Origin of the sequence: uncultured Porphyromonas sp. (assembly GCF_938039215.1) — a bacterium.
Taxonomy (GTDB): Bacteria; Bacteroidota; Bacteroidia; order Bacteroidales; family Porphyromonadaceae; genus Porphyromonas.
In genome coordinates this window covers 47,802-67,643 of record NZ_CALHVI010000032.1, presented here as the reverse complement: position 1 = coordinate 67,643, position 19,842 = coordinate 47,802, and the positions used below count along the sequence as shown (strand labels likewise).

15 protein-coding genes and 1 tRNA gene are annotated in these 19,842 nt (G+C 52.6%); 2 read left to right on the top strand and 14 right to left on the bottom strand.

From position 1 onward, the window contains the following. Nucleotides 1-103: 103 nt before the first annotated feature. The 7 genes from mnmE to Q0336_RS04605 all read right to left on the bottom strand — a co-directional run bounded on the left by mnmE (nt 104) and on the right by Q0336_RS04605 (nt 6,574). Entirely contained in the window at nt 104-1,528 is a 1,425-nt protein-coding gene (gene mnmE / locus Q0336_RS04635; RefSeq protein WP_298526166.1) for a tRNA uridine-5-carboxymethylaminomethyl(34) synthesis GTPase MnmE, read from the bottom strand. Nucleotides 1,529-1,579: 51 nt separating this feature from the next. Next, nucleotides 1,580-2,212 carry a uridine kinase gene (udk, locus tag Q0336_RS04630; protein ID WP_298526164.1) on the bottom strand — a complete coding sequence of 211 codons (633 nt, stop codon included), beginning with the start codon at nt 2,210-2,212 and terminating at the stop codon, nt 1,580-1,582. 31 nt (nt 2,213-2,243) lie between these two features. Further along, entirely contained in the window at nt 2,244-3,647 is a 1,404-nt protein-coding gene (locus Q0336_RS04625) for a serine hydrolase (RefSeq protein WP_298526162.1), read from the bottom strand. 7 nt (nt 3,648-3,654) lie between these two features. Further along, nucleotides 3,655-4,986: a glycoside hydrolase family 3 N-terminal domain-containing protein gene (locus tag Q0336_RS04620; protein WP_298526160.1), complete on the bottom strand. Its 1,332-nt coding sequence runs from the start codon at nt 4,984-4,986 to the stop codon at nt 3,655-3,657. A 24-nt stretch (nt 4,987-5,010) separates the two neighbouring features. Next, nucleotides 5,011-5,436: a GtrA family protein gene (locus Q0336_RS04615; protein WP_298526159.1), complete on the bottom strand. Its 426-nt coding sequence runs from the start codon at nt 5,434-5,436 to the stop codon at nt 5,011-5,013. A gap of 7 nt (nt 5,437-5,443) precedes the next feature. Then, complete coding sequence (locus tag Q0336_RS04610) at nt 5,444-6,124, bottom strand: CDP-alcohol phosphatidyltransferase family protein (RefSeq protein WP_298526157.1); 681 nt, start codon at nt 6,122-6,124, stop codon at nt 5,444-5,446. A gap of 375 nt (nt 6,125-6,499) precedes the next feature. Then, nucleotides 6,500-6,574 (bottom strand) — tRNA-Val (locus Q0336_RS04605). Between the two features lie 970 nt (nt 6,575-7,544). Here Q0336_RS04605 and Q0336_RS04600 point away from each other — a divergent pair. Next, complete coding sequence (locus Q0336_RS04600) at nt 7,545-8,678, top strand: hypothetical protein (RefSeq protein ID WP_298526155.1); 1,134 nt, start codon at nt 7,545-7,547, stop codon at nt 8,676-8,678. 118 nt (nt 8,679-8,796) lie between these two features. Here the strand turns inward: Q0336_RS04600 and Q0336_RS04595 are convergent, their stop codons facing one another. From Q0336_RS04595 to Q0336_RS04580, 4 genes are read right to left on the bottom strand one after another with little or no spacing between them, the layout of a single operon-like run. Next, the gene (locus tag Q0336_RS04595) at nt 8,797-9,450 is read right to left on the bottom strand and encodes an MBL fold metallo-hydrolase (protein WP_298526152.1); all 654 of its coding nucleotides are present in this window, start codon (nt 9,448-9,450) and stop codon (nt 8,797-8,799) included. A 34-nt stretch (nt 9,451-9,484) separates the two neighbouring features. Further along, nucleotides 9,485-11,578 (bottom strand): ATP-dependent DNA helicase RecQ, encoded by a 2,094-nt coding sequence (locus Q0336_RS04590; RefSeq protein WP_298526150.1) that lies wholly within the window; start codon nt 11,576-11,578, stop codon nt 9,485-9,487. Between the two features lie 11 nt (nt 11,579-11,589). Continuing rightward, nucleotides 11,590-13,356 carry a single-stranded-DNA-specific exonuclease RecJ gene (gene recJ / locus Q0336_RS04585; protein WP_298526149.1) on the bottom strand — a complete coding sequence of 589 codons (1,767 nt, stop codon included), beginning with the start codon at nt 13,354-13,356 and terminating at the stop codon, nt 11,590-11,592. Between the two features lie 14 nt (nt 13,357-13,370). Next, the gene (locus Q0336_RS04580) at nt 13,371-14,288 is read right to left on the bottom strand and encodes a DUF4919 domain-containing protein (RefSeq protein WP_298526148.1); all 918 of its coding nucleotides are present in this window, start codon (nt 14,286-14,288) and stop codon (nt 13,371-13,373) included. 455 nt (nt 14,289-14,743) lie between these two features. Here Q0336_RS04580 and Q0336_RS04575 point away from each other — a divergent pair, with 455 nt between their 5' ends. Further along, a complete protein-coding gene (locus tag Q0336_RS04575; RefSeq protein ID WP_298526147.1) occupies nt 14,744-15,433 on the top strand; it encodes an outer membrane beta-barrel protein in 690 nt (229 codons plus the stop codon). A gap of 113 nt (nt 15,434-15,546) precedes the next feature. Here the strand turns inward: Q0336_RS04575 and Q0336_RS04570 are convergent, their stop codons facing one another. From Q0336_RS04570 to Q0336_RS04560, 3 genes are all read right to left on the bottom strand, one after another. Next, nucleotides 15,547-17,331: an aminopeptidase P family protein gene (locus Q0336_RS04570; protein WP_298526146.1), complete on the bottom strand. Its 1,785-nt coding sequence runs from the start codon at nt 17,329-17,331 to the stop codon at nt 15,547-15,549. A 32-nt stretch (nt 17,332-17,363) separates the two neighbouring features. After that, complete coding sequence (locus Q0336_RS04565; RefSeq protein ID WP_298526145.1) at nt 17,364-18,908, bottom strand: DUF4301 family protein; 1,545 nt, start codon at nt 18,906-18,908, stop codon at nt 17,364-17,366. A 238-nt stretch (nt 18,909-19,146) separates the two neighbouring features. Continuing rightward, nucleotides 19,147-19,644, bottom strand: a complete 498-nt coding sequence (locus tag Q0336_RS04560; protein WP_298526144.1) for an HU family DNA-binding protein — start codon at nt 19,642-19,644, stop codon at nt 19,147-19,149. Nucleotides 19,645-19,842: the final 198 nt, after the last annotated feature.

Genomic DNA, 19,842 nt, shown 5'->3' with positions numbered 1-19,842 from the left:
TATCCTGGGGGCAATTATATATGAAATAGAAGCAAGGAGAGGGCAAAGTAAAGCACAGCGAAGGGGAAGGGCGAACGCTCACGTCCCACATCGAAGAGGCAGCTTACTTGCCGATGCAGAAGTGGGCGAAGATGTTATGGAGGATGGAGTCGCTGGTGATCTCGCTGCCGGTGACTTCTCCGATCGACGTGATTGCTCGACGAAGATCGGGTGTCAAGAGATCTGTGGAGAGACCATCCATTAGACCCTGACGAACAAGTCGTAGCCCCGTGAGCGCTTCCTTCAAGAGAGCGTGGTGACGAGCATTGCTGACGACGAGGTCAGAGGGAGCAAGGTGGGGGAGAGCTAGCGAGTCGATGAGCGCCTTACGCAAGCCTTCGAGCCCCGTCTGTGTCCGTGCCGAAATGGGAAGGAGTGGTGTGTCGGATGGTAGCGACTTGAAGAATGGTGAGCTCGTGACGAGTGTGTCGAGCGCTTCTTCTCCAAGCAGGTCGGTCTTGTTCAGCAGGACGAGAAGGGGCTTATCCGCTAGGTGAGGGAGTACTTCGCTGAGAGAAGCGAGGTAAGTCTCTTCTGTGAGACGAGTCACATCCACGACTAGGAGCACGATGTGGGCAGAAGCGATCTTGCTGTAGCTTCGTTCGATGCCCAGCGCTTCGATGGTATCCGAGGTTGTGCGCAGTCCAGCGGTGTCGATGAAGCGGAAGAGTATTCCCTCGATATTAAGGACATCTTCGATCGTATCACGGGTAGTCCCATGGATGTCACTCACGATCGCACGCTCTTCGCCAAGCAGGGCGTTGAGCAGAGTACTCTTACCGACGTTGGTCGCTCCTGCGATCGCCACGGGGATACCCTTCTTAATCGCATTACCGAGACGGAAGCTGTCGGTGAGCCGTTCGATCTTGCTGGTCAGTTCGTCAAGTAAGCTGAGTAGCTGTGTGCGGTCGGCGAAGTTCACATCTTCTTCACTGAAGTCCAGCTCTAGCTCCATGAGCGAGGTGAGGTGAATGAGACGCTCCCGAAGCGATCGGAATTCGGCACTATAGCCCCCCTTCATCTGTGTGAGCGCCATGCGGTGCTGTGCCTCGGACTCCGAAGCGATGAGGTCAGCCACAGCCTCAGCTCGGCTTAGGTCCATCTTACCATTGAGGTAGGCTCGTCGGGTATATTCCCCAGGAGCAGCCATGCGACAGCCCTGATCGGTGAGCGCCTCTAAGAGACTCTGCTGGATGAAGAGCGAACCATGGCAAGAGAGCTCAACGACATCCTCGCCCGTATAAGAGCGAGGAGCACGGAAGCAGGTAACTAAACCCTCATCGATGACCTTCCCCTCGTGCTGGAAGCGTCCGAAGTAGGCCATCCTGTCTTTAGCTCGCTCGAGGGTACGAAGCTCTCGAGACTGAAAGATCTGATCAACGATGCCGATGGCTTCGCTCCCAGAGACGCGGATGACGGCGATGCCTCCACTGCCAGGAGCTGTAGCTACGGCACAGATCGTATCGCTACTGTACGGGGTATGGTGCATAGATGAAGTTAGAGCTATAAGAGTGCCTTACGGGGAAGGTGTGTGGGGTAGTTATCTGAGGATGGAATGGATGTTCTCTACAAGAAGAGAGAGGGCAACAGGATTCATCCCTCCCTCTGGAATGATGATGTCTGCATAGCGCTTGGAGGGCTCTACGAAGTCTCGGTGCATAGGCTTCACAGTAGAGAAGTACTGCTTCAGCACAGAGCTCATATCTCGGCCACGCTCCTGGACATCACGCACGAGGCGGCGAGCTAGACGCACATCATCGTCGGTATCTACGAAGACCTTTACATCCATGAGTTCTCGGAGCTCCTTGTTCTCAAGGATCAAGATACCATCGAGGATGATGACCTTAGCAGGATGAACGAGGACAGTCTGCGGGAGACGATTGTGATCCGTGAAGGAGTAGACTGGACGCTGGATGGTCTTACCCTGCTTGAGCTCACGGATGTGCTCGATCATCATGTCGGTGTCGAACGAATGAGGATGGTCGTAGTTGAGATTGGCTCGCTCCTCGAGACTGAGCTCATCATGAGCCTTGTAGTAGAAGTCATGACATAGGGTCGTGACGGGCTCTTCGACAAAGGCTTCTTGGAGCTTGCGAACCAGAGTAGACTTACCAGAGGCTGAGCCTCCAGCTACTCCGATGATCGTCGTAGATGTTGTATTTGCTTGACTCATTGCTGTAGCTTGATGGGTGAATGCTTAGGATCTATCTAGGGGTGGTCGCTCCGATGGCCTCGTAGACAAGATCTTGGAGACGCTGGCGGAGTCGCTCACGGATGAGGGTTGTATTCTGACGAGTGGGGTAGGTGCGATTGGATAGGAAGACGAAGACGAGGTCGTACTCTGGATCTACCCAGAAGCAAGTCCCCGTGAAGCCGAGATGCCCATAGGTGCGTGCCGATGCATAGACACCCGTTGGGCCTCCCGTCGAACGGGGCTTGTCAAAGCCTAGAGCTCTGATGCCTCCAGCACCATAAGTCTCGGTGAAGAGGCGGACGGTAGCGGTAGGAATAACCTGCTTGTCTCCCCAAGCTCCCTGTAGTAAGAGGAGCTGACAGACCTTGGCAAGCTCACCAGCAGAGCCAAAGAGACCAGCATTGCCAGACACACCGCCAAGGCAAGCTGCAGCCTCATCATCGACTGTCCCGCGTAGAATTTCTCGCCTGAGGAAGTTATCCTGCTGTGAGGGGGCGATGGAGTAGGTCTTCACACCATGCTCTAGAGGATTGAAGTAGAGGTGAGCTCGTATAGGCTTGTAGATACGCTCTTCTACAAAGCGATCTAGAGGCTCCCCAGAGACACGCTCAATGATTTGCTGGAGAAGGATGAAGTTGATGTCGCTGTAGCGGTAGGATTTGCTTGATGAAACTCGAGCAAGTAAGATCCGCTCCATCATGCGCTCTTTGAAGGATGGGGCGAGGTATTTCTTCTGACTGAAGCGTAGGGTGTGCTGTTCGGTAGGCTTATCTGAGATGTACTCCTCACGGAAGCTGAAGTTCGGATTGCCCCAAGCCTTCCCTACAAGAGGGACCCCTCCATCGAAGCACTTGTAGCGGATGAGTGAGCCTTCGTAGCTTGAGTCATCAATAAGGTCAGTATAGAAGTTGATCCCAGCTGGGAGCCCAGACTGATGGAGGAGAAGCTGACGCAGTGTCACCATCCCGAGAAGCGTCTCCTTAGTCTCTGGAAGATAGCTTAGAAGAGGCGCATCAAGCTTGACTTTGCCCTCGGATACGAGGAGCATTAAGGCGGGGGTTGTGGCAGCTGCCTTCGTGACGGAGGCTAGGTCATAGAGGGTGTGATTCGTCACGGGCTCACTCTTCGTCCCTGTGAGCGAGGTGAGTGTCCCAAAGGCTTTGTCATAGATGACTTCCCCACGGTATAAGGCAAATAGCTGGCACCCTGGGTAAGCTCCTTGCTCGATCCCCCAGAGGGCTAAGCTATCGATACGAGTTAGCGCAGACTTAGGAATAGAGTCTGGAGGGAGGAGGTGAGGTATGGGCTCCTGAATATCCTCCTGAGTCAGGCTGTCAGGAAGGTGCTGAGCCCTAGCCGATAGCTGACCGAAGGCTAAGAATGCGAGGAGGGAGAGGAGGCTACGCGTACGCATGGGAGGATTAGTGACGAGCCTTAGATTTCTTAGTCACTTGGATTGCGGTCGTCTTCGCTGTTGGGTCTGCTCCTTCGCCTGATGCCGCAGAAGCTTTCCAGAGGCGGGTGCGCAGAGCTTCTTCTTCCTTCGTCCAGATGAGACTCTTTACCTCTGCAGGGGTAGCTTCTTTCGCCTGCTTCTTGATGATCAGGGCGAACTTGAAGGCTAGGATGCGGCGACACTTCTCTTCGATAGAGGCGAGGCTTACCTCACCTCTTTGGATGGCTTGGAGGATCTCTTCTCGAGCCTGCTGAGGTCGAGAGGGACCGAGCAGGATATCATTGCCAGCCTTGAGTGCCTCGACAGCTACGGAGCTCCCTGCACTTACTTGAGCTCCTCGCATCTCTAGGGCATCGGTGAAGACGAGCCCACGGAAACCAAGAGTATGGCGAAGTAGATCCGTCGTGATACGTTCGCTGAGCGAGGCTGGTCGGCCTGTAGCATCGTAGGCGGGTACACGTAGATGAGCCGTCATCACACCGCCCAGTCCAGCTCTTCGATAGCTTTGGAAGGGATAGAGCTCGACACGCTCCATGCGCTCTTTGGAAGCAGATACAGTCGGCAGTGTCTTGTGTGAGTCTTCGGAGGTATCGCCGTGCCCAGGGAAGTGCTTCGCTACAGAGAGTACTCCTCCCTGCTCCAGCCCTTCACCGTAAGCTACAGCACACTCGGCGACATGCTCTGGTGTATCGCCAAAGCTACGTGTACCGATGACGGGATTCTTGGGATTGATGTTGACATCGACCACTGGGGCAAAGTTGACGTGAATGCCCATCAGTTGGCATTGACGAGCTACCTCGGCACCATAGGCTTTGATGAGCTCTAGATCTTGGGCACTACCAAGCCCCTTATTGCGAGGATATCGGGGAGCGTCCTTCAGTCGCATATAGAGTCCCCATTCTCCGTCAAGAGCGATGAGTAGGGGGACTTGGCTCTCCTGCTGGAGGCTGAGTGTCAGCTCTCGCTGATCTGCTAGGAGTCCCTTCTGGAAGAGGATACCTCCCCATTGCTCCTGCTTCATGCGACTGATGAGGGCAGACTTGTCCTCGGGCTTAGGATAGATGATCGGCATGATGAGCTGGCCGACACGAGCCCCGAGATCTAATGACTGATATACGCTATCTATCCATCGTCCCATCTCAGCTTGATCGAGCCCCTCGAAGATCAAAAGATCTTGTGCGTGCTCTGTCTTAGGCTTCGTGACCTTAGCTTGGGAGGAGGTGTAGGCATCGAGCGTAAGACCACAGCAGAGGGTGAGCCCGAGGAGTGAGCGATATAGAGTGGAGCGAGCTATCATGAGCTGAAGGGAGTATCAGTAGGATTAGGATTTGGTCTTGCGGAAGACCCAGAAGCGCTGTAAGGTGTAGTTGAAGAGGACCGAGACAAATAGATCGCTGATGAGCTTCCCGATCTTGTAGTCAATACCTAACGCATGCTCTAGGGCATAGGTGCCTAGGTACTTGAGTAAGATACTTCCCGTGACTGTCGCTGCGAACTTGAGGAGTTGGATCTTCAGCCCATGGCGATAGGCTCGCTGCTTGTCTCTGAAGGTCCAGTAGCGATTGAGTGAGAAGTTGATGATGGCTCCGACGATCCCACCCAAGGCCACGGCCCAGAATAGATCCCATCGAAAGACTTCGACTGAGAGGACCATCAGACCATAGTCCACGACGGAGCCTGCACCAGCGGAGATCTGGGCTTGTGAGAAGTTGAGGATGAGCTGACGTAGACGCTGGAGCAAGGGCATGGTCTCTCTAAGAGGCTTGCTGTTGTTCGTTGCGTAGAGCTATATCACGCTCGTCAGCAAGAGCTAGGAGCTTACGGAAGTCCGAGATGAAGGAGAGTAGAAGTACGATCGAGACCACAAGACCGATCCAATGGATGCTCCCAGGTATGAAGAAGTCCATGCAGAAGAGGATGGCTAGGATGATGCGTACTTCGGTTGGCCCTAGGAGGCCTGAGTCGATGGAGTACTTGTCCGTCACCTTGTAGCGTAGCTGTGAGATGATCATCTCTGCCCCGTAGAGCACAACGAAGATAAATCCGATGATCTTCCATTCGGGCTGGACATAGGTGTAGTACCCGAGTCCAATGGAGATGATGCCGATCCAGTCTACGACGATGTCGAGGCAAAAGCCAAACCACTTGCGAGGCTTCTTCCTATAATAGGCGAGGCGACCATCTAGGGAGTCACCGAACCAGTTGATGAAGAAGGCTAGGGGAGTGAGTAGTAGCCACCAAGATCCGTAGACCGAGGCGATGCACATGAAGAGCGCAACGAGGAGGTTGCCCGCAAGTCCTAGTGAGGTGAGCATATTTGAGGTCACCCAACGAGGGATTCTCTCTACGAGATAAGCGATGAGGGCGATCTCTTGATCGTGTAGGATATTTGTTCGCTTGCGATCTTGGCTTATCGCCTTCTTTGTGTCAGACATAACCGTTATTCTATGGACCGAGGCGCAGGACCTCAGCTACCTAATCCTTGGAAGATGGGGCAAGAGAAAGAGACGAGTGCTCGGCGCTCTCCCTTGCATTAGGGGCAACTCTCGATGTGCCTATCCACAAAGTTAACCCTTATTTTCATAAAGTGGTCACCTTTTCGCTCCTGGGTATTCCATGGGCATCCCATCACTCTGTTGTATGGGATTGAGACTCGAGTGTTGTCGCTCCGCTAGAACGTTTCAAGCTCACCTATGGGTATAAAAAAAAGGAGCGACTAGCGCTCCTTCTTGTTGTCTCATAAGGACTCGAACCTTAACAAACAGGACCAGAATCTGTTGTGCTACCATTACACCATGAGACAATGTCTGTGAACCTTGGCGGACTCGAACCGCCGACCCCTACCCTGTCAAGGTAGTGCTCTAAACCAACTGAGCTAAAGATTCAATTCGTTTTTGACACTGCAAAGGTAAGCATTTATTCCGAAACTCCAAATACTAGCGTGATTCTTGGCCAGATTGGCGCATAATGATAGGAAGGGAGATCTCCTAGAAATAGATGGGGAACTACACTATTCCATCTCTGTGATAGCTACTTGAGGTAGTTCATGGGGGAGGGCTCATCATCAGATAGTTCTACCCCTATCCTTCAGTCCAGTTATAAGGAATAAGGCTACTCGCTGACGAGGGTGTGCTCTATCCCTATTGAATAGGCCTTTGGGAAGAGGTGTAGAACGACCTATGGTAGGTCGCTCAAACGACCCATTATGGGTCGTCTCTGTGACCCATCATGGGTCCCACCTGCGACCCATAATGGGTCGTATTCGGGGGCTACCTAGTGGCATCCTCTAGATGGTCTAGAGCGACGTATCAGAGCCTAGAGGATCATCCTTTACAGAAAGAATAAGGGGATTACTCATGCTATATCGTCTGTCTCTGATCTTCTGCTACACCTCTTCAGGGAGAGAAGGTCAATCAAAGAATGGGGGATGGGTAGGATATGTAAGGGATAAAGTGTAGTTTTGTGGTAGCTAAAAAGATACTTCTAGAATTAGCGCACCAAACGAAGTCCTAGGTTGTGGTAGCTGAATCACTCTCGACTACACTGCATGATCTAGTGGAGTGCTGTCGACAGCAAGATCGGGACACCTTGCTCAATCTTATGTCTTGGCAGATTGCGAATAGTCTCGGATGCTAAGAGAGTCGCTATGATGTAGCTTGTCTGCTCCATCGCTTTTCATTGGTATGGTGCTGTTCTATTGATCTTTGCGCATGCATAGAGATAATGAAAACATGTCTAACATAATTACTTTTTACTATGGGAACGAAATCTATTAGAAGGCTGGGAGCCGTTAGTTTTGTCTTACTCCTAAGTCTAATGCCTGCTCATGCACAGCTTGGCAACTTGCTCAAGAAGGTGAAATCTAAAACAGAGAAGGTGGTCAAAGATGTGGCTGACGATGTGAAGCAAGAGCTTAATGCTAACCCTTCGCAGGCTAAGGGATCTACCACCCAAGCACAGAACCAGAAGGCTGGAGAAAGTGATCCTCTGACGATCATGCAGCAAGTCCAGATCCCAGCGCAGAGCCCCGATAGCTTTTATGCTCAAGCCCAACAGCGGGACAACGGCGGAGCCTTCGATGAGACTCTAGATACTCGGGCTCAGTTCGAGACGTTTGCTTATTACTTACTGCGGCTGAAGAAGGCTGTGGAGCAACGAGACATCGAGACCATGGCTTGGTCTGACGATAATAAGGCCATGCTGTACTATATGCTCCTCGTGAATAATCAGAAGCGTGGACAAGTGCAAGGGTTTCGCTTCGATGACTGGGGTATGGAATATCAGAGGGTGACAACTGCTGTCGACAAGGTGCTACTGGCTCCCTTCAATGGCTCTGCGACTCGCTCGCTGATAAGCGGTGGAGAGCAACTGAAGAGGATCACTAGATACCTACAGACACCTGGTCTTAGCACCAATATGAAGAAGTATTACCTATTCCAAGCAGTAAAGAAACTCTCAAGTGAACTAGTCGATGGCAGACTGCAGGACTCTGATCCAGATGTGCAAACAATGGTAGCTTCACTCAAGGAGATCTATGCCTCTATGGATCAGGAATACCAATCCATATACCCTCAGCCAAGGACACTCGCAGAGTTAGTAGCCCTGCAGAAGCAACAGTCAGATGCACAGGTCAAGAAGATCCAAGATGAAGCACGTGAGCGACGCGAGCGTGTACATCCTATGCGCAAGGCTGGTAAGATGAATCGACCTGACCTGCTTGCTACCTATGAGCGGATCATGCGTAGGGTGTGGTCAAAGGATCATATCGTCAAGATGCTGATCGTCAGTGATGACTTTTCTCGTGGTACCTCAGCGAAGGGTGAAGCATACCGTGTAGTCAATGGGCTAGTGATCGTGAAGACCCAAGATGGTCGCTACCAAGCGCTCCCTTGCTCCATGGGTGAGAAATGGCTTCCTCAAGCCAATAGGTATAGTGGACACTACGAGTACTTCGGAGTTAGTGATCCATTCTACATCGACTATCGCTAGGGCGGACTTCGATCGCTTGACAAATGATAAGGGCTGGCACCACGAGTTGGTGTCAGCCCTTATTATATGACGGAGGGAATAGGGCTACCTGAATTGGTAGTATCAGGCAGGATGAGCCCTACTGAAGGAATGGATTCTTCCTCCTCTCGAAGCCAATGGTCGTCTCGGGGCCGTGACCGCTGAAGACGATCGTCTCATCGGGTAGTGTCAGGTACTGCGTCTTGATCGCTTCGACCAGCTGATCATAGTCGCCATACCAGAAGTCTGTACGCCCGATCGTACCCTGAAGGAGTGTGTCCCCAGAGAGAAGAATATCCGAGTCTCCTGCATAGAAGGCGATATGTCCAGGTGCATGACCAGGCACGAAGAGAACTCTGATCTCTTCACCCCCGAGTGTGATGAGGTCATCTTGCCCGACAAGGGTGTAGCGCTCCATAGGTACATCCTCCAGTGGTAGAGGGATCCCATAGCCTTTCAGTTGCTCTGAGGGTAAGGGTAGCTTATCGAAGTCAATCCGATTAGCGTAGGCTTTGATGTTAGGCCATTGTCTTAGGACAAAGGCTGCTCCCCAGACGTGATCAAAGTGCTGGTGAGTACAGAGAAGCATCACGGGGGTCAGCTCATGCTCCTCAATGAAGTCGCGCACTCGGTCTTCTTCGGAGTGGCGCATACATCCAGGGTCTACAATAGCTGCCTCACGGCTTGCTTCATCATAGAGGATGTACGTATTCTCTTGGACGGGTCCAAAGACGAATTGGTGAATCTTAAGCATATATGATTTAGTTGATTTATAGCAGAGGATGGGACTAAGGGATATGTCGGCGCAGATAGGGACCATCGAGCTCTAGCTGACCTCGAAGTTCGCCTGCCCAGAAGCGGAGTGCCTGCATGAGGTCTAAGGGAGAGTAGGGGAGCGCATCAATCAGCTTACTGACGGGATAGCTCTCAAGATCAGTGTTTAAGAAAGCTCGCTCAAGCTCTTCGCCTACGGCATCGATTAGGTACTGATTGAGACCCGTCGGATGTCTCCTCAGGCATACATCGCAGAGCCCACAGGGATGGCTCTCCTCTTCTCCGAAGTAGGCCAAGAGCATGCGTGAGCGACAGACATCTTCCTCCTCTATATAGGTGCGCACAGCAGAGATGCGATCGCTCATCTTATCCCGACGCTCTTGATAGGCTGCATAGGGGATACGTAGGAGCTCGCTATCCTCTCGGCGGGTGAGGAAGTGAAGCCGAGGAAGTGCTTTCTTAGGGATGTAGTGAATGACTCCTTGGCGGGATAGTGTCACGAGGAAGGTATAGATCTCATCCTCTGTGTAGCCCGTCAGGAGCGCCAGATCATGTTCACTGATAGTCGTGTAGTCGGAGAAGAGTCCTGTGTAGCTTCGCAGTATAGCTCGGATAAGCTGATCGGGCCCGATATGAGGTTGATAAAGCTCTCGACTAGGGATGAGGAAGCGTAGTACCGAGCGACTATCATCATCTCGATACTCAAGCCAGCCCGATAGCTGCATGATGTCTATGGCATGCCGTGTCTGTATGGGGCGCATGTGGAAGCGTCGGATGAAAAGCTCTAGATCGAAGTCATAGGTTCGGCCTAGCCCTTCACCTTCGCCGATAGAGAGGAAGTTGCAGATCTGATCGTAGACGAAGCGGATATACTCCTTCTCGGGGAAGCTGTCCTGCAGGCGGCGCTGCAGAGTCGTAGAGTCTTGGCTATTGATAATTGCTACGGCGTAGGCACGTTCTCCATCACGTCCAGCTCGCCCTGCCTCTTGGAAATACTCTTCGAGCGAAGAGGGCATCGTCAGATGGATCACTAGACGTACATCGGGCTTATCGATCCCCATCCCGAAGGCATTCGTCGCTACCATCACACGCACTTCGCCCCGCATCCAACGGGCTTGTCGCATCTCGCGCTCGGTATAGGTCAGTGCCGCATGATAGTAGGTAGCGCTTATACCCTTAGCTTCTAGCTCTTCGGCTACGGTCTGAGTAAGAAGTCTATTCCGACAGTAGATGATGGCTGGCCCTTGTACTCGCTCTAGGATATGGAGCATCATAGCAGGCTTATCATCACTACGACGGATCGAATAGGAGATATTAGGTCGGCGGAAACTTGTCTGATAGAAGGCGTAGTCAGGGCGGAAGCTAAGTACACGGACGATGTCTTCCACTACCTCTGTCGTCGCCGTAGCTGTGAGTGCAAGGATGGGGACTTCTGGGAGAAGCTCTCGCAACTTAGGAAGCTCAAGATAGGAGGGACGGAAGTCATAGCCCCACTGGCAGACACAGTGACATTCGTCGATGACGATCAGCGAGACGGGTAGCTCACGGAGCCATGTCTGGAAGCGTTCACTCCCGACACGCTCGGGGGAGATGTAGAGGAACTTGTATCGCCCATATAGACAGTTGTCCAGAGCTATCTGCATCTTCTCCTGCGACATCCCCGAGTGAATAGCTGTGGCTCTGATCCCACGGGCACGAAGATGATCTACTTGGTCCTTCATCAGCGAGATCAGAGGGGTGATCACGAGTGTGATCCCAGAGAGCATAAGACCTGGCACTTGGAAGGTAATACTCTTCCCACCTCCCGTGGGCATGAGACCTAGGGTGTCTTGACCTCGCAGGGCGGCATGAACGATCTCGCTCTGAAGAGGACGAAATGCCTCATAGCCCCAGTAGCGTAGGAGTACTTCTTCGGGTTTAAGCTCTTGGTCAGGAATGCCAGGACGAGGATCATGCCCTGGATGAAGAGGGGGAAGGGAAGCTACGGCTTGGTCAAAGAGATCCTCTGGCCAGTGCTCGTGATACTCTAGAAAGCCATCGTCTTCTCTCTGGGAAAGAGGATCGAGGAGACTTTCGAGGTCTTCTTCTTCGGTGTTAGGGGAGAGCATAGTCTCGACGATTACTGCTTGTCTTCGAGGCGTGCGGAGAGTTCAGACTCAAGGCAGAGATCCTTGACACGTAGCTGCAGGAAGCTCTGAGGGTAGAAGTTGTTCTCCTCAAGTTCGAAGCATAGAGCAAAGGCGCTGTGCCGTGTGATGTCTTGAGCATAGCGAGCTAAACCAAGGGCGAACCCATGAATTGGGCGTATCCGTTGGTAGCTGTCAGTCATGCGCAGACTGAGGTGTTGCTGAGCCTTCCCTACGGGACGAGTTCCTCCAGCATCACGCATCCCTCGAGCGAGGAAGAGTGGACGCTCATTATCTGTCCCGAAGGGATAGAGGAGTTCGATCTGTCTTAGCAGGGCTCGGGAGATATCAGAGGGCCTCAGCTCGGCATCTATCGTTAGTACGGGAGAGCTATGCTGTGACCCATGCTGAGCCTTCATAGCATAGGACTCCATGCGAGAGCGGAATTCATCCAACCGATCCTCTCGGATCGTCAAGCCTGCAGCGAAGATATGCCCTCCGAAGTTCTCTAGGCAATCACTACAAGACTGTATCGCTTGATAGAGGTCGAAGCCCCCCGATGAGCGACCCGAGCCTGCGAGATAGTTCCCACTACGTGAGAGGATGATGACAGGGCGATGGTATCGGTCCGCTAGACGAGCGGCTACGATCCCCATGACCCCCTTGTTCCACTCGGGATGGTAGAGGATGAGGATCGGCTTGGTTAAGAGTCCTTGATCTTGTTCTATGAGTTCGATCGCTTGGCGAGTGACCTGCTGGTCGAGATCTTGGCGCTGGCGGTTGTAGGCATCGAGGATTTGACTCTGAGCTTCTGCTGTCTCATGATCCTCTGCGATCAAGAGCTTGACAGACTCAGCTCCATGAGCCATACGACCAGCAGCGTTGATTCTTGGGCCTAGCTCGTAGTAGATGCTAGCCATATCGACACGACCTGGCTGGATCTTCCCTAGACGCATTAGGTAAGTGATAGCGATCGAGGGGTGTGTATTGATCTGCTGGAGCCCGTGATAGGTGAAGATGCGGTTCTCACCCAGTATAGAAACTCTGTCTTGGGCGATGCTGAGAACGAGTAGCTCAAGCAGGGGGAGGAGGGTCTCGAAGGGGAGCCCTCGATGCTGAGCAAGTCCTTGTACGAGTTTGAAGGCAACACCGCAGCCCGAGAGCTCGGTGAAGGGATAGCGATTATCTCTACGCTTCGGGTTGAGGATGGCTAGAGCTGGAGGAAGGGTTTCATCGGGTGTGTGATGGTCACAGACGATGAAGTCCATACCTAGCTCTTGGGCATAGGCGATCTCTCTGATCGCCTTGATGCCTGTATCCACGGAGATGATCAGGGTAACTCCAAGTTTGGCTGCGTGATCAACCCCTGTCGGAGTGATCCCGTAGCCTTCGTCATAGCGATCAGGTATATAATAGTGGAGATGCTCAGCCGAGAGACAATGCGAGCGAAGGTAGCGGTAGAGTAGGGCTACCGATGTCGTCCCATCGACATCGTAGTCCCCATAGATGAGGATATGCTCACCTTGCTCCACGGCCCTGTTTAGGCGCTCTACAGCACGACCCATATCCTCTAGAAGGAAGGGATCATGGAGTTGCTCTAGAGAAGGGGTGAAGAAGTCTTGTGCCTGCTCTTTGCTCTTGATGCCTCGGTCTACGAGTAGCCTACCGATGGCCGGATAGAGCCCTAGCTGAGAGGCTAAGGTGTTAGCTAATCCTTCGTCCTCTGGGGTATATCTTCTGATTTCCCATGCTTTAGGCATGTCTGGTCTCCTTGCTATTGCTTCTTAGTGGTTGTGTTGGATTTAGCCTCAGAGGGATGGATGAGGTAGTAGTGTGTCTCAGGCTTCCCCTTGTCTGTCTGCACTTCGATGAGGACATAATTTTTCCCCTTGGAGCTTTGCTCCTTGCTAGCAAGGATTTGCTCTCTAGGAGTCTCGTTCCAGTGTTGCTCGAAGAGCAGGGCATCAGAGAGTGAGCGTACCTGAATAGCCTTATCGAAGCTTGAGCCGTCTCCTGTGTGAGCGATCATGCTCAGGAGCTCGACGAGCTGATACATATAGGTATTGAACCTCGAATTCTTGAGATGTAAGGCTAGGTCACAAGCACGCTTGATCAGGCCAATATGCGTGGGTGTACGCCAGAGTCCTTGCTGTACCGTCTTGAGTGCCTCACTGAAGTTATGCGCTTCGATCAATCGATCAGCTTCAGACTCGATCTTGCTGAGGAAGGGGGCGGTGTCTTCACGTTCGTCGATTGTGAAGTAGAGCTCTCTGATCTCACTACGATTGAGCGTAGAGTCTGCTCGACGAAAGCGAGTCGTCAGGAGTTCGTTGGGGAGAGCTACCTTCTCGCTTACTTTCTGTGTTGGGGCTGTCCCTCCGGTGCGTAGGCGGATGCTGTCCTGGCGCATTTGTTCGAGCTGCTCCTCTGTCGGTGCAGCATAGTTGCGGTAGCGGGCGCGCGAGCGTATATTGTAGGAGCTCTTCCCTCGCCTAGAAGAGCTAGCCTTGGTAGAAGCTTTCTTAGAAGATGAGGAGTGGCCTTTCTTTTGGCTGGATTTGCTCCCAGAGGTCTTGGCCTTCACCGAAGTCTTCGTTGTCTTTCGGCTACGTGCTACCCCTTCTGTAGGCAGGCTGAGCGAGAGGCTCATGGCTACTAGCAGGAGTGATATCTTGGTTCGGATGGGTCTCATAACTATTAAAACTTTGCCTCATTCGGTTGGAATGACTCCAAGATACATGGAGTGCTGATGAGGTCGATAGTTTATTCTTCGGGATAGAAGCTGATAAAGTTCTCTTCTCGTAGGAGCGGACTCTGACATGGATAGGTCCACCTCCCATTCTAGACAAAGATAACCTAAATATGGCGGATTCTCCCTCTGGAGTATCGTCGGAGTAGGGGGCTGATTCTTGATATAAGGGAAGGTAACCTCATTATACAGAATAGATAACGTCTGGAGGAGGTGCCCTCTTTCGTTGGGCCTAGTTCTTTGAAATAGACCGATGATCATGCAAGCATAGGAGTATCCAAAGTTTGTAACGATCTCTTGTTATGATTCATATCATTTTGTGCCTTGTTCTTTTTGCCTAACTTTGCTTCGTCTCTAGGACAAACACGCCTTGGAGATTCAGATAAATACAACTGACAATGAAGAAGATTCTAATGACCGTAGCTCTTGCAGCTACTGCGCTCGTATCAGCGCATGCCCAGTCAGAGATCAAGCCACTTGCTGGTCAAGTGACGACTGACTTCACCCTCTTTGCTAATGGGATTTTCGACTCAGCTAACTCACCTGTTGGCCTAGAGTCTAACTTCGGCCTGAATGCAGTTGCACTCAAGGGGCGCTATTTCCTCATGGATAACCTCGCCCTGCGTGCTTCTCTGGGGATCAACAATTCTGGTGCTACAAAGAAGGTTTCTGATCCTCTGAACGAAGAGGTCACCAAGTCGAATGCCTTCTCGCTAGGTCTCGGTCTCGAACACCACTTCGGAGGTACGGATCGCCTTTCTCCTTATGTAGGTGCTGAGCTTGCTATTGGCTCCGCTTCAGGCTCAAAGAAGACCACTACGAAGGATCTCACGACAACGGTCAAGGAGGCTCCACGCTTCGTCTTTGGTGGTACGCTGCTACTGGGTGCTGACTATTACATCGCTCCCCACGTCTATCTGGGTGTAGAAGCTGGTCTTGGTCTAACAACCTCTTCTGTTGGGAAGAGCTCCACGACTATGGTTCAGAGCAATGGGACTACTACCGTCAATGAGTCTAAGTCTACCTCTTCCTATGGTGGTGTTTCCACGGATGTGAAGGCTGGCTTCAAGATCGGGTTTGTCTTCTAAACAAGTCTAATCCCTTGATCTAGATATCCTCCCTCGAGGAGGTATCTAAACTAAAATCCCCCCTTGAGCATCGAGCTCAAGGGGGGATTTTCATTTAGCAGGGAATAGACCCTCTATAGGGGGAGAGTCTTAGAGCGGAGCCAGAGGGCTTCTTCGCTAGAGAGGAGGGGAGATACGGTCTGGTAGACACGTTCCTGATAAGCATTGTACCAAGCGATCTCCTCTTCGGTAAGGAGTTCCTTCTTGACTAGGGCATTGTCGAGGTAGCAGAGTGTCACGGTCTCGAAGCCGAAGAAGCGACCGAACTCAGTCTCTTCGCGTAGCTCTGTGACGACGAGATTCTCGATGCGGATCCCGTACTCGCCGGAGCGGTAGAGCCCAGGCTCATTACTCGTGATCATACCGAGCTCTAGAGGAGTAGGATTGACTTCGGTACGGATGTTCTGAGGCCCTTCGTGGACATTGAGGAAGAAGCCGACACCATGCCCAGTCCCGTGACCATAGTTCAGCCCAGCCTGCCAGAGAGCATGACGAGCGAGGATATCGAGCTGGCTACCACGAGTCCCTTCGAGGTACTGGACGAGAGCCAGCTGGATATGCCCCTTCAGCACGAGGGTGTAGTCAGTGCGGAGCTTGTCGGAGGGAGCACTCAGAGAGATGGTACGTGTGATGTCCGTCGTCCCATCCAGATATTGTCCTCCGCTATCGAGGAGAAGGACTCCTTCACCTCGGACTGTAGCAGAGGTCTCAGGGTGTGCACTGTAGTGGACGATGGCTCCATTGCCGAGGTAGCCGCAGATGGTGCCGAAGCTATCTCCATAGAAGAGCTTATCCTGAGCTCTGAACTCGTTGAGTCTGATCCCCAGCTCATACTCGGTAAAGGTCTCTCCACGGCCTAGAGCTTCCTCAAGCCACTTGAAGAAGCGAGTCAGCGCAGCAGCATCACGAGCCATCACCTTGCGTAGGTTGGCTAGCTCGGTAGCGTTCTTGATTGCCTTGAGATGGGTCAAGACAGATACTCCCTCGATCTTGCGACAGTGTGCAGGGATGAGCGAATAGATGTGGTAGGTGATACGCTTGGTATCGACGAGTAGGCGGACATCAGCCCCCAGAGAGGATACGAAGCTATCCAGCTCGGTGTAGTCCTTGATCGTCACCCCATTCTTCTCTAGATAGCCTCTGACCTCTTCGGTGACCTTCTCTGGTTGGACGAAGATCACAGCTTCCTTCTCGCCGATATAGCCGAAGGCAACGGCTACGGGATTGAAGAGGACATCATTGCCTCGGACATTGAAGACCCAGGCAAGCTCATCGATCATCGTGATGATGGTCGCATTAGCTCCTTGAGAGCGGAGCTCAGCACGTACTGACTCGATACGCTCAGCGGCACTTGCTCCTGCATACTCCTCTGGGTGGAGGAAGAGAGGCTTCTTGGGAAGCTCTGGACGATCAGCCCATACCTTCTCGAGCAGGTCTTGTGTGAGGCGATACTCGATGCCATAGTTCGCAAGCTTGCGCTGAGTGTCATCAGCTTCAGCGAAGGATAGACATAGGCCGTCTGCTCCGACGACAGAGCCTGCAGGCAGCTCCTGAGCTAGGAAAGCCTCGATAGAAGGTACACCAGGGATCCCCATCTTGAAGAGCTCAAAGCTCGAGCCCTCAAGCTGCTCTGCAGCCTGTAGGAAGTAGCGTGAGTCGGTCCATAGCCCAGCTCGGTCAAGTGTGACGACAGCAGTCCCTGCCGATCCGAGGAAGCCACTGATCCATTTGCGTCCCTGCCATCTGAGAGGGGTGTACTCACTGAGGTGGGCATCTGACGAGGTGATGATGTAGGCCGAGAGGCCATTTGCCTTCATCTCTTGGCGCAGGAGTGCCAAGCGTTCTTTGATTGTAGACATAGATATTGATGTTTGTGATTACGATCTGAGTCTTATGCGGGATTTTGATGCTCTGTGCGGAGGAGGTCATTGACTTCCTTCACGGGGTTGAAGGTATCTAGAGGCACTTCGACGAAGGCTGTATTCCAGTCGTGCATAGCTCCGTTCCACAGACCTGGGAGCTCTAGGGCTAGGAGTTCCTTACCATTGAGGCTCTTCTGAGAGACGAATGCTGTCTTGGGATTGACATACTGGGTGAGGTCGAAGTTTTGCCCTCGGTAGTCACGTATGGAGCAGACGAGGTCTACGGGGTTGAAGTAACCACCAGCTTCGAAGAAGGCTCTCTGGCTCTCTTCCTTCATATTGATCTGAGAGCTCTCGAGGATCTGCAGCGAGCTACTACCATCGAGCTCACGGATGACGAAGGGCCCACCTCCAGGCTCACCCTCGTTGCGTACCATCCCACAGACACGTATGGGGCGATTGAGTTTGCCCTGTATCCAAGCGACCGCACTGCCGTCCTCCTTGTTGAGATCCTTGGGGACTGTGATCGAGAGCTGATCGTGTAGGAATGTGAGGATCTCCTCGATCTGAGCATGTGAGGGCTTCCCCTTGTCGAGGAGGCGGAGGTAGTCAAAGATCTGATTGCGTAGGGCGATGAGTACTCCGCCGAGGAACTTCTTGTACATCACCGTAGAGCCCTTGAAAGGGTCGGGGACGACGTTGTCAATGTTCTTGATGAAGACGACATCGGCGGGGAGCTTCCCTAGGTTGTGGATCAAAGCTCCGTGCCCCCCAGGACGGAAGAGGAGTCGCCCCTCATCGGTGCGGAAGAGCTCCCCATCAGGGCGGAGAGCTAGAGTATCTGTCGAGGCTAGCTGCTCACTGAAGCTAATATCGTAGCGTACCCCGTAGTGGTCCTCATAGCTGGGTTGGAGGGCGGTGACGAGCGCCTCAAACTCCTTGCGGTGCTCGGGCGATACGGTGAAGTGAAGGCGTACATCTCCCTCCCGATCTTTAGCGTAGAGAGCCCCCTCGACGAGATGCTCCTCAGCTGAGGTGCGAGCTCCTTCCTTGTAGTTGTGGAAGAGGAGTAGAGCCTTAGGCTTACTTCCATAGCCTAGCCCCTTGGGTAGGAGGAGGTTCTCTACGATGGCTTTGTACTCACCAGCGGCGATGAGCTTAGGGATGCTCTTCCAGTTGTTGCGAAGGCAAGCTTCGTTGAGTCGCTCATAGAAGGCAAACTGATTGATCTTGCTGAAGAAGAGCTCTTCGGCAGGCTTCTCTGGTGTCGTATAGGGTGCGTCTAGGAAGGCAAAGAGCATCTTGAACATGCGAGAGGCTGCACCTGAGGCAGGTACCATCTTGTACACAGAGGCTTTCCCCGAGAGGAGATACTCCTCCCATAGATCCATATAGCGTACTTCCTCGCTGTGCTCGACATGGAGGATCCCTTGCTCGAGCGAGGCGGAGGCTAAGATCTCAAGGTAAGGGAAGCCCCGTCTGATCTCCTCGACCTGCAGGGTGGCTTCTTCGAGGCTGATCCCTCTCTCTTGTAGTTCAGAGAGATCCTCGGGGGTGAAAAGGTTGCTGTCCATAGGCTGTAGTATTTGTGAGCTGATTGTTGCTTGGGGCTGTGAAGTAGCCCTTTGATGAGAAGGCTACTCCTCTGAATCATCTCCGTAAAGTTAGTTAATCCTCAAGGTTTATCCTAGCTGTCGGAGAGATTTTTGCCCCTAGATATATACGTGTAGGGACAGCTCTATATGAGGACTCCTCATCCCCTAGGTAAGTGGCCTAGAAGATGAGGAGTAGAGAGCTATCGAAGCTAGAAGCTTAGATCCCTACATGACCCGATCCTTCGCCTCCCGAGGGAGGGTTACCTCCCCCTTCGGTCTTGGGTTTGCTAGGTTTCTTAGTCTTCTTCTTTGTGCTAGGATGATGCTCCTCCTTTTCGACCTCGAAGCTCAGTTCCTTGGAGATGCTACGGAGCTTCTGCTTCGGGAAGAAGCGGATGCCTACATGCTGGATCGTGTCAGCGGATACAGCTGCGAAGCTATCCATCATCTTGCCTGAGGCCGTGGCCTTGAAGCTCCCTAGGTCAGCTAGGTCAATAGAGCGTCCTGCCTTGAGCTCTACTCGGACGATGTCGTGCAGAGCGATGACGGCTGCCCGTAGGTCAGCACGAGAGATCCCCGTACTGCTGGTGATACGTCCTTCGACTTCATCCCAGCTGGTGTGTGGATGTTCTTCTTGGATCGCATAGTAGACGGTCTGTCCCTTGCGCTTGCCAAGGTAAAGCTTACGCTTGGCGATCTTGAATTTCAGTGCCATAGTAGATCACAATAAAGTTTAGAGTTAGTAAAAAGTGGGAAGCACCGTTCTTGGCTTTTCCCTGAGACAAAGGTAGTGGGGTGATCTGGGGGCAGAGACCCAAAGTGTACCTTTCTGTCCCTTTGTGTCGTCGATGGCTCTTAACTATGATGGGGCTGAAGGTGGGGCGATGATGGGGCGTGCTAGCTCTTACTGATG

What these genes read in the sequence shown, in the direction of transcription:
- mnmE (WP_298526166.1), bottom strand. Translation starts at nt 1,528, where the DNA reads ATGCACCATACCCCGTACAGTAGCGATACGATCTGTGCCGTAGCTACA.
- udk (WP_298526164.1), bottom strand. Translation starts at nt 2,212, where the DNA reads ATGAGTCAAGCAAATACAACATCTACGACGATCATCGGAGTAGCTGGA.
- Q0336_RS04625 (WP_298526162.1), bottom strand. Translation starts at nt 3,647, where the DNA reads ATGCGTACGCGTAGCCTCCTCTCCCTCCTCGCATTCTTAGCCTTCGGT.
- Q0336_RS04620 (WP_298526160.1), bottom strand. Translation starts at nt 4,986, where the DNA reads ATGATAGCTCGCTCCACTCTATATCGCTCACTCCTCGGGCTCACCCTC.
- Q0336_RS04615 (WP_298526159.1), bottom strand. Translation starts at nt 5,436, where the DNA reads ATGCCCTTGCTCCAGCGTCTACGTCAGCTCATCCTCAACTTCTCACAA.
- Q0336_RS04610 (WP_298526157.1), bottom strand. Translation starts at nt 6,124, where the DNA reads ATGTCTGACACAAAGAAGGCGATAAGCCAAGATCGCAAGCGAACAAAT.
- Q0336_RS04595 (WP_298526152.1), bottom strand. Translation starts at nt 9,450, where the DNA reads ATGCTTAAGATTCACCAATTCGTCTTTGGACCCGTCCAAGAGAATACG.
- Q0336_RS04590 (WP_298526150.1), bottom strand. Translation starts at nt 11,578, where the DNA reads ATGCTCTCCCCTAACACCGAAGAAGAAGACCTCGAAAGTCTCCTCGAT.
- recJ (WP_298526149.1), bottom strand. Translation starts at nt 13,356, where the DNA reads ATGCCTAAAGCATGGGAAATCAGAAGATATACCCCAGAGGACGAAGGA.
- Q0336_RS04580 (WP_298526148.1), bottom strand. Translation starts at nt 14,288, where the DNA reads ATGAGACCCATCCGAACCAAGATATCACTCCTGCTAGTAGCCATGAGC.
- Q0336_RS04575 (WP_298526147.1), top strand. Translation starts at nt 14,744, where the DNA reads ATGAAGAAGATTCTAATGACCGTAGCTCTTGCAGCTACTGCGCTCGTA.
- Q0336_RS04570 (WP_298526146.1), bottom strand. Translation starts at nt 17,331, where the DNA reads ATGTCTACAATCAAAGAACGCTTGGCACTCCTGCGCCAAGAGATGAAG.
- Q0336_RS04565 (WP_298526145.1), bottom strand. Translation starts at nt 18,908, where the DNA reads ATGGACAGCAACCTTTTCACCCCCGAGGATCTCTCTGAACTACAAGAG.
- Q0336_RS04560 (WP_298526144.1), bottom strand. Translation starts at nt 19,644, where the DNA reads ATGGCACTGAAATTCAAGATCGCCAAGCGTAAGCTTTACCTTGGCAAG.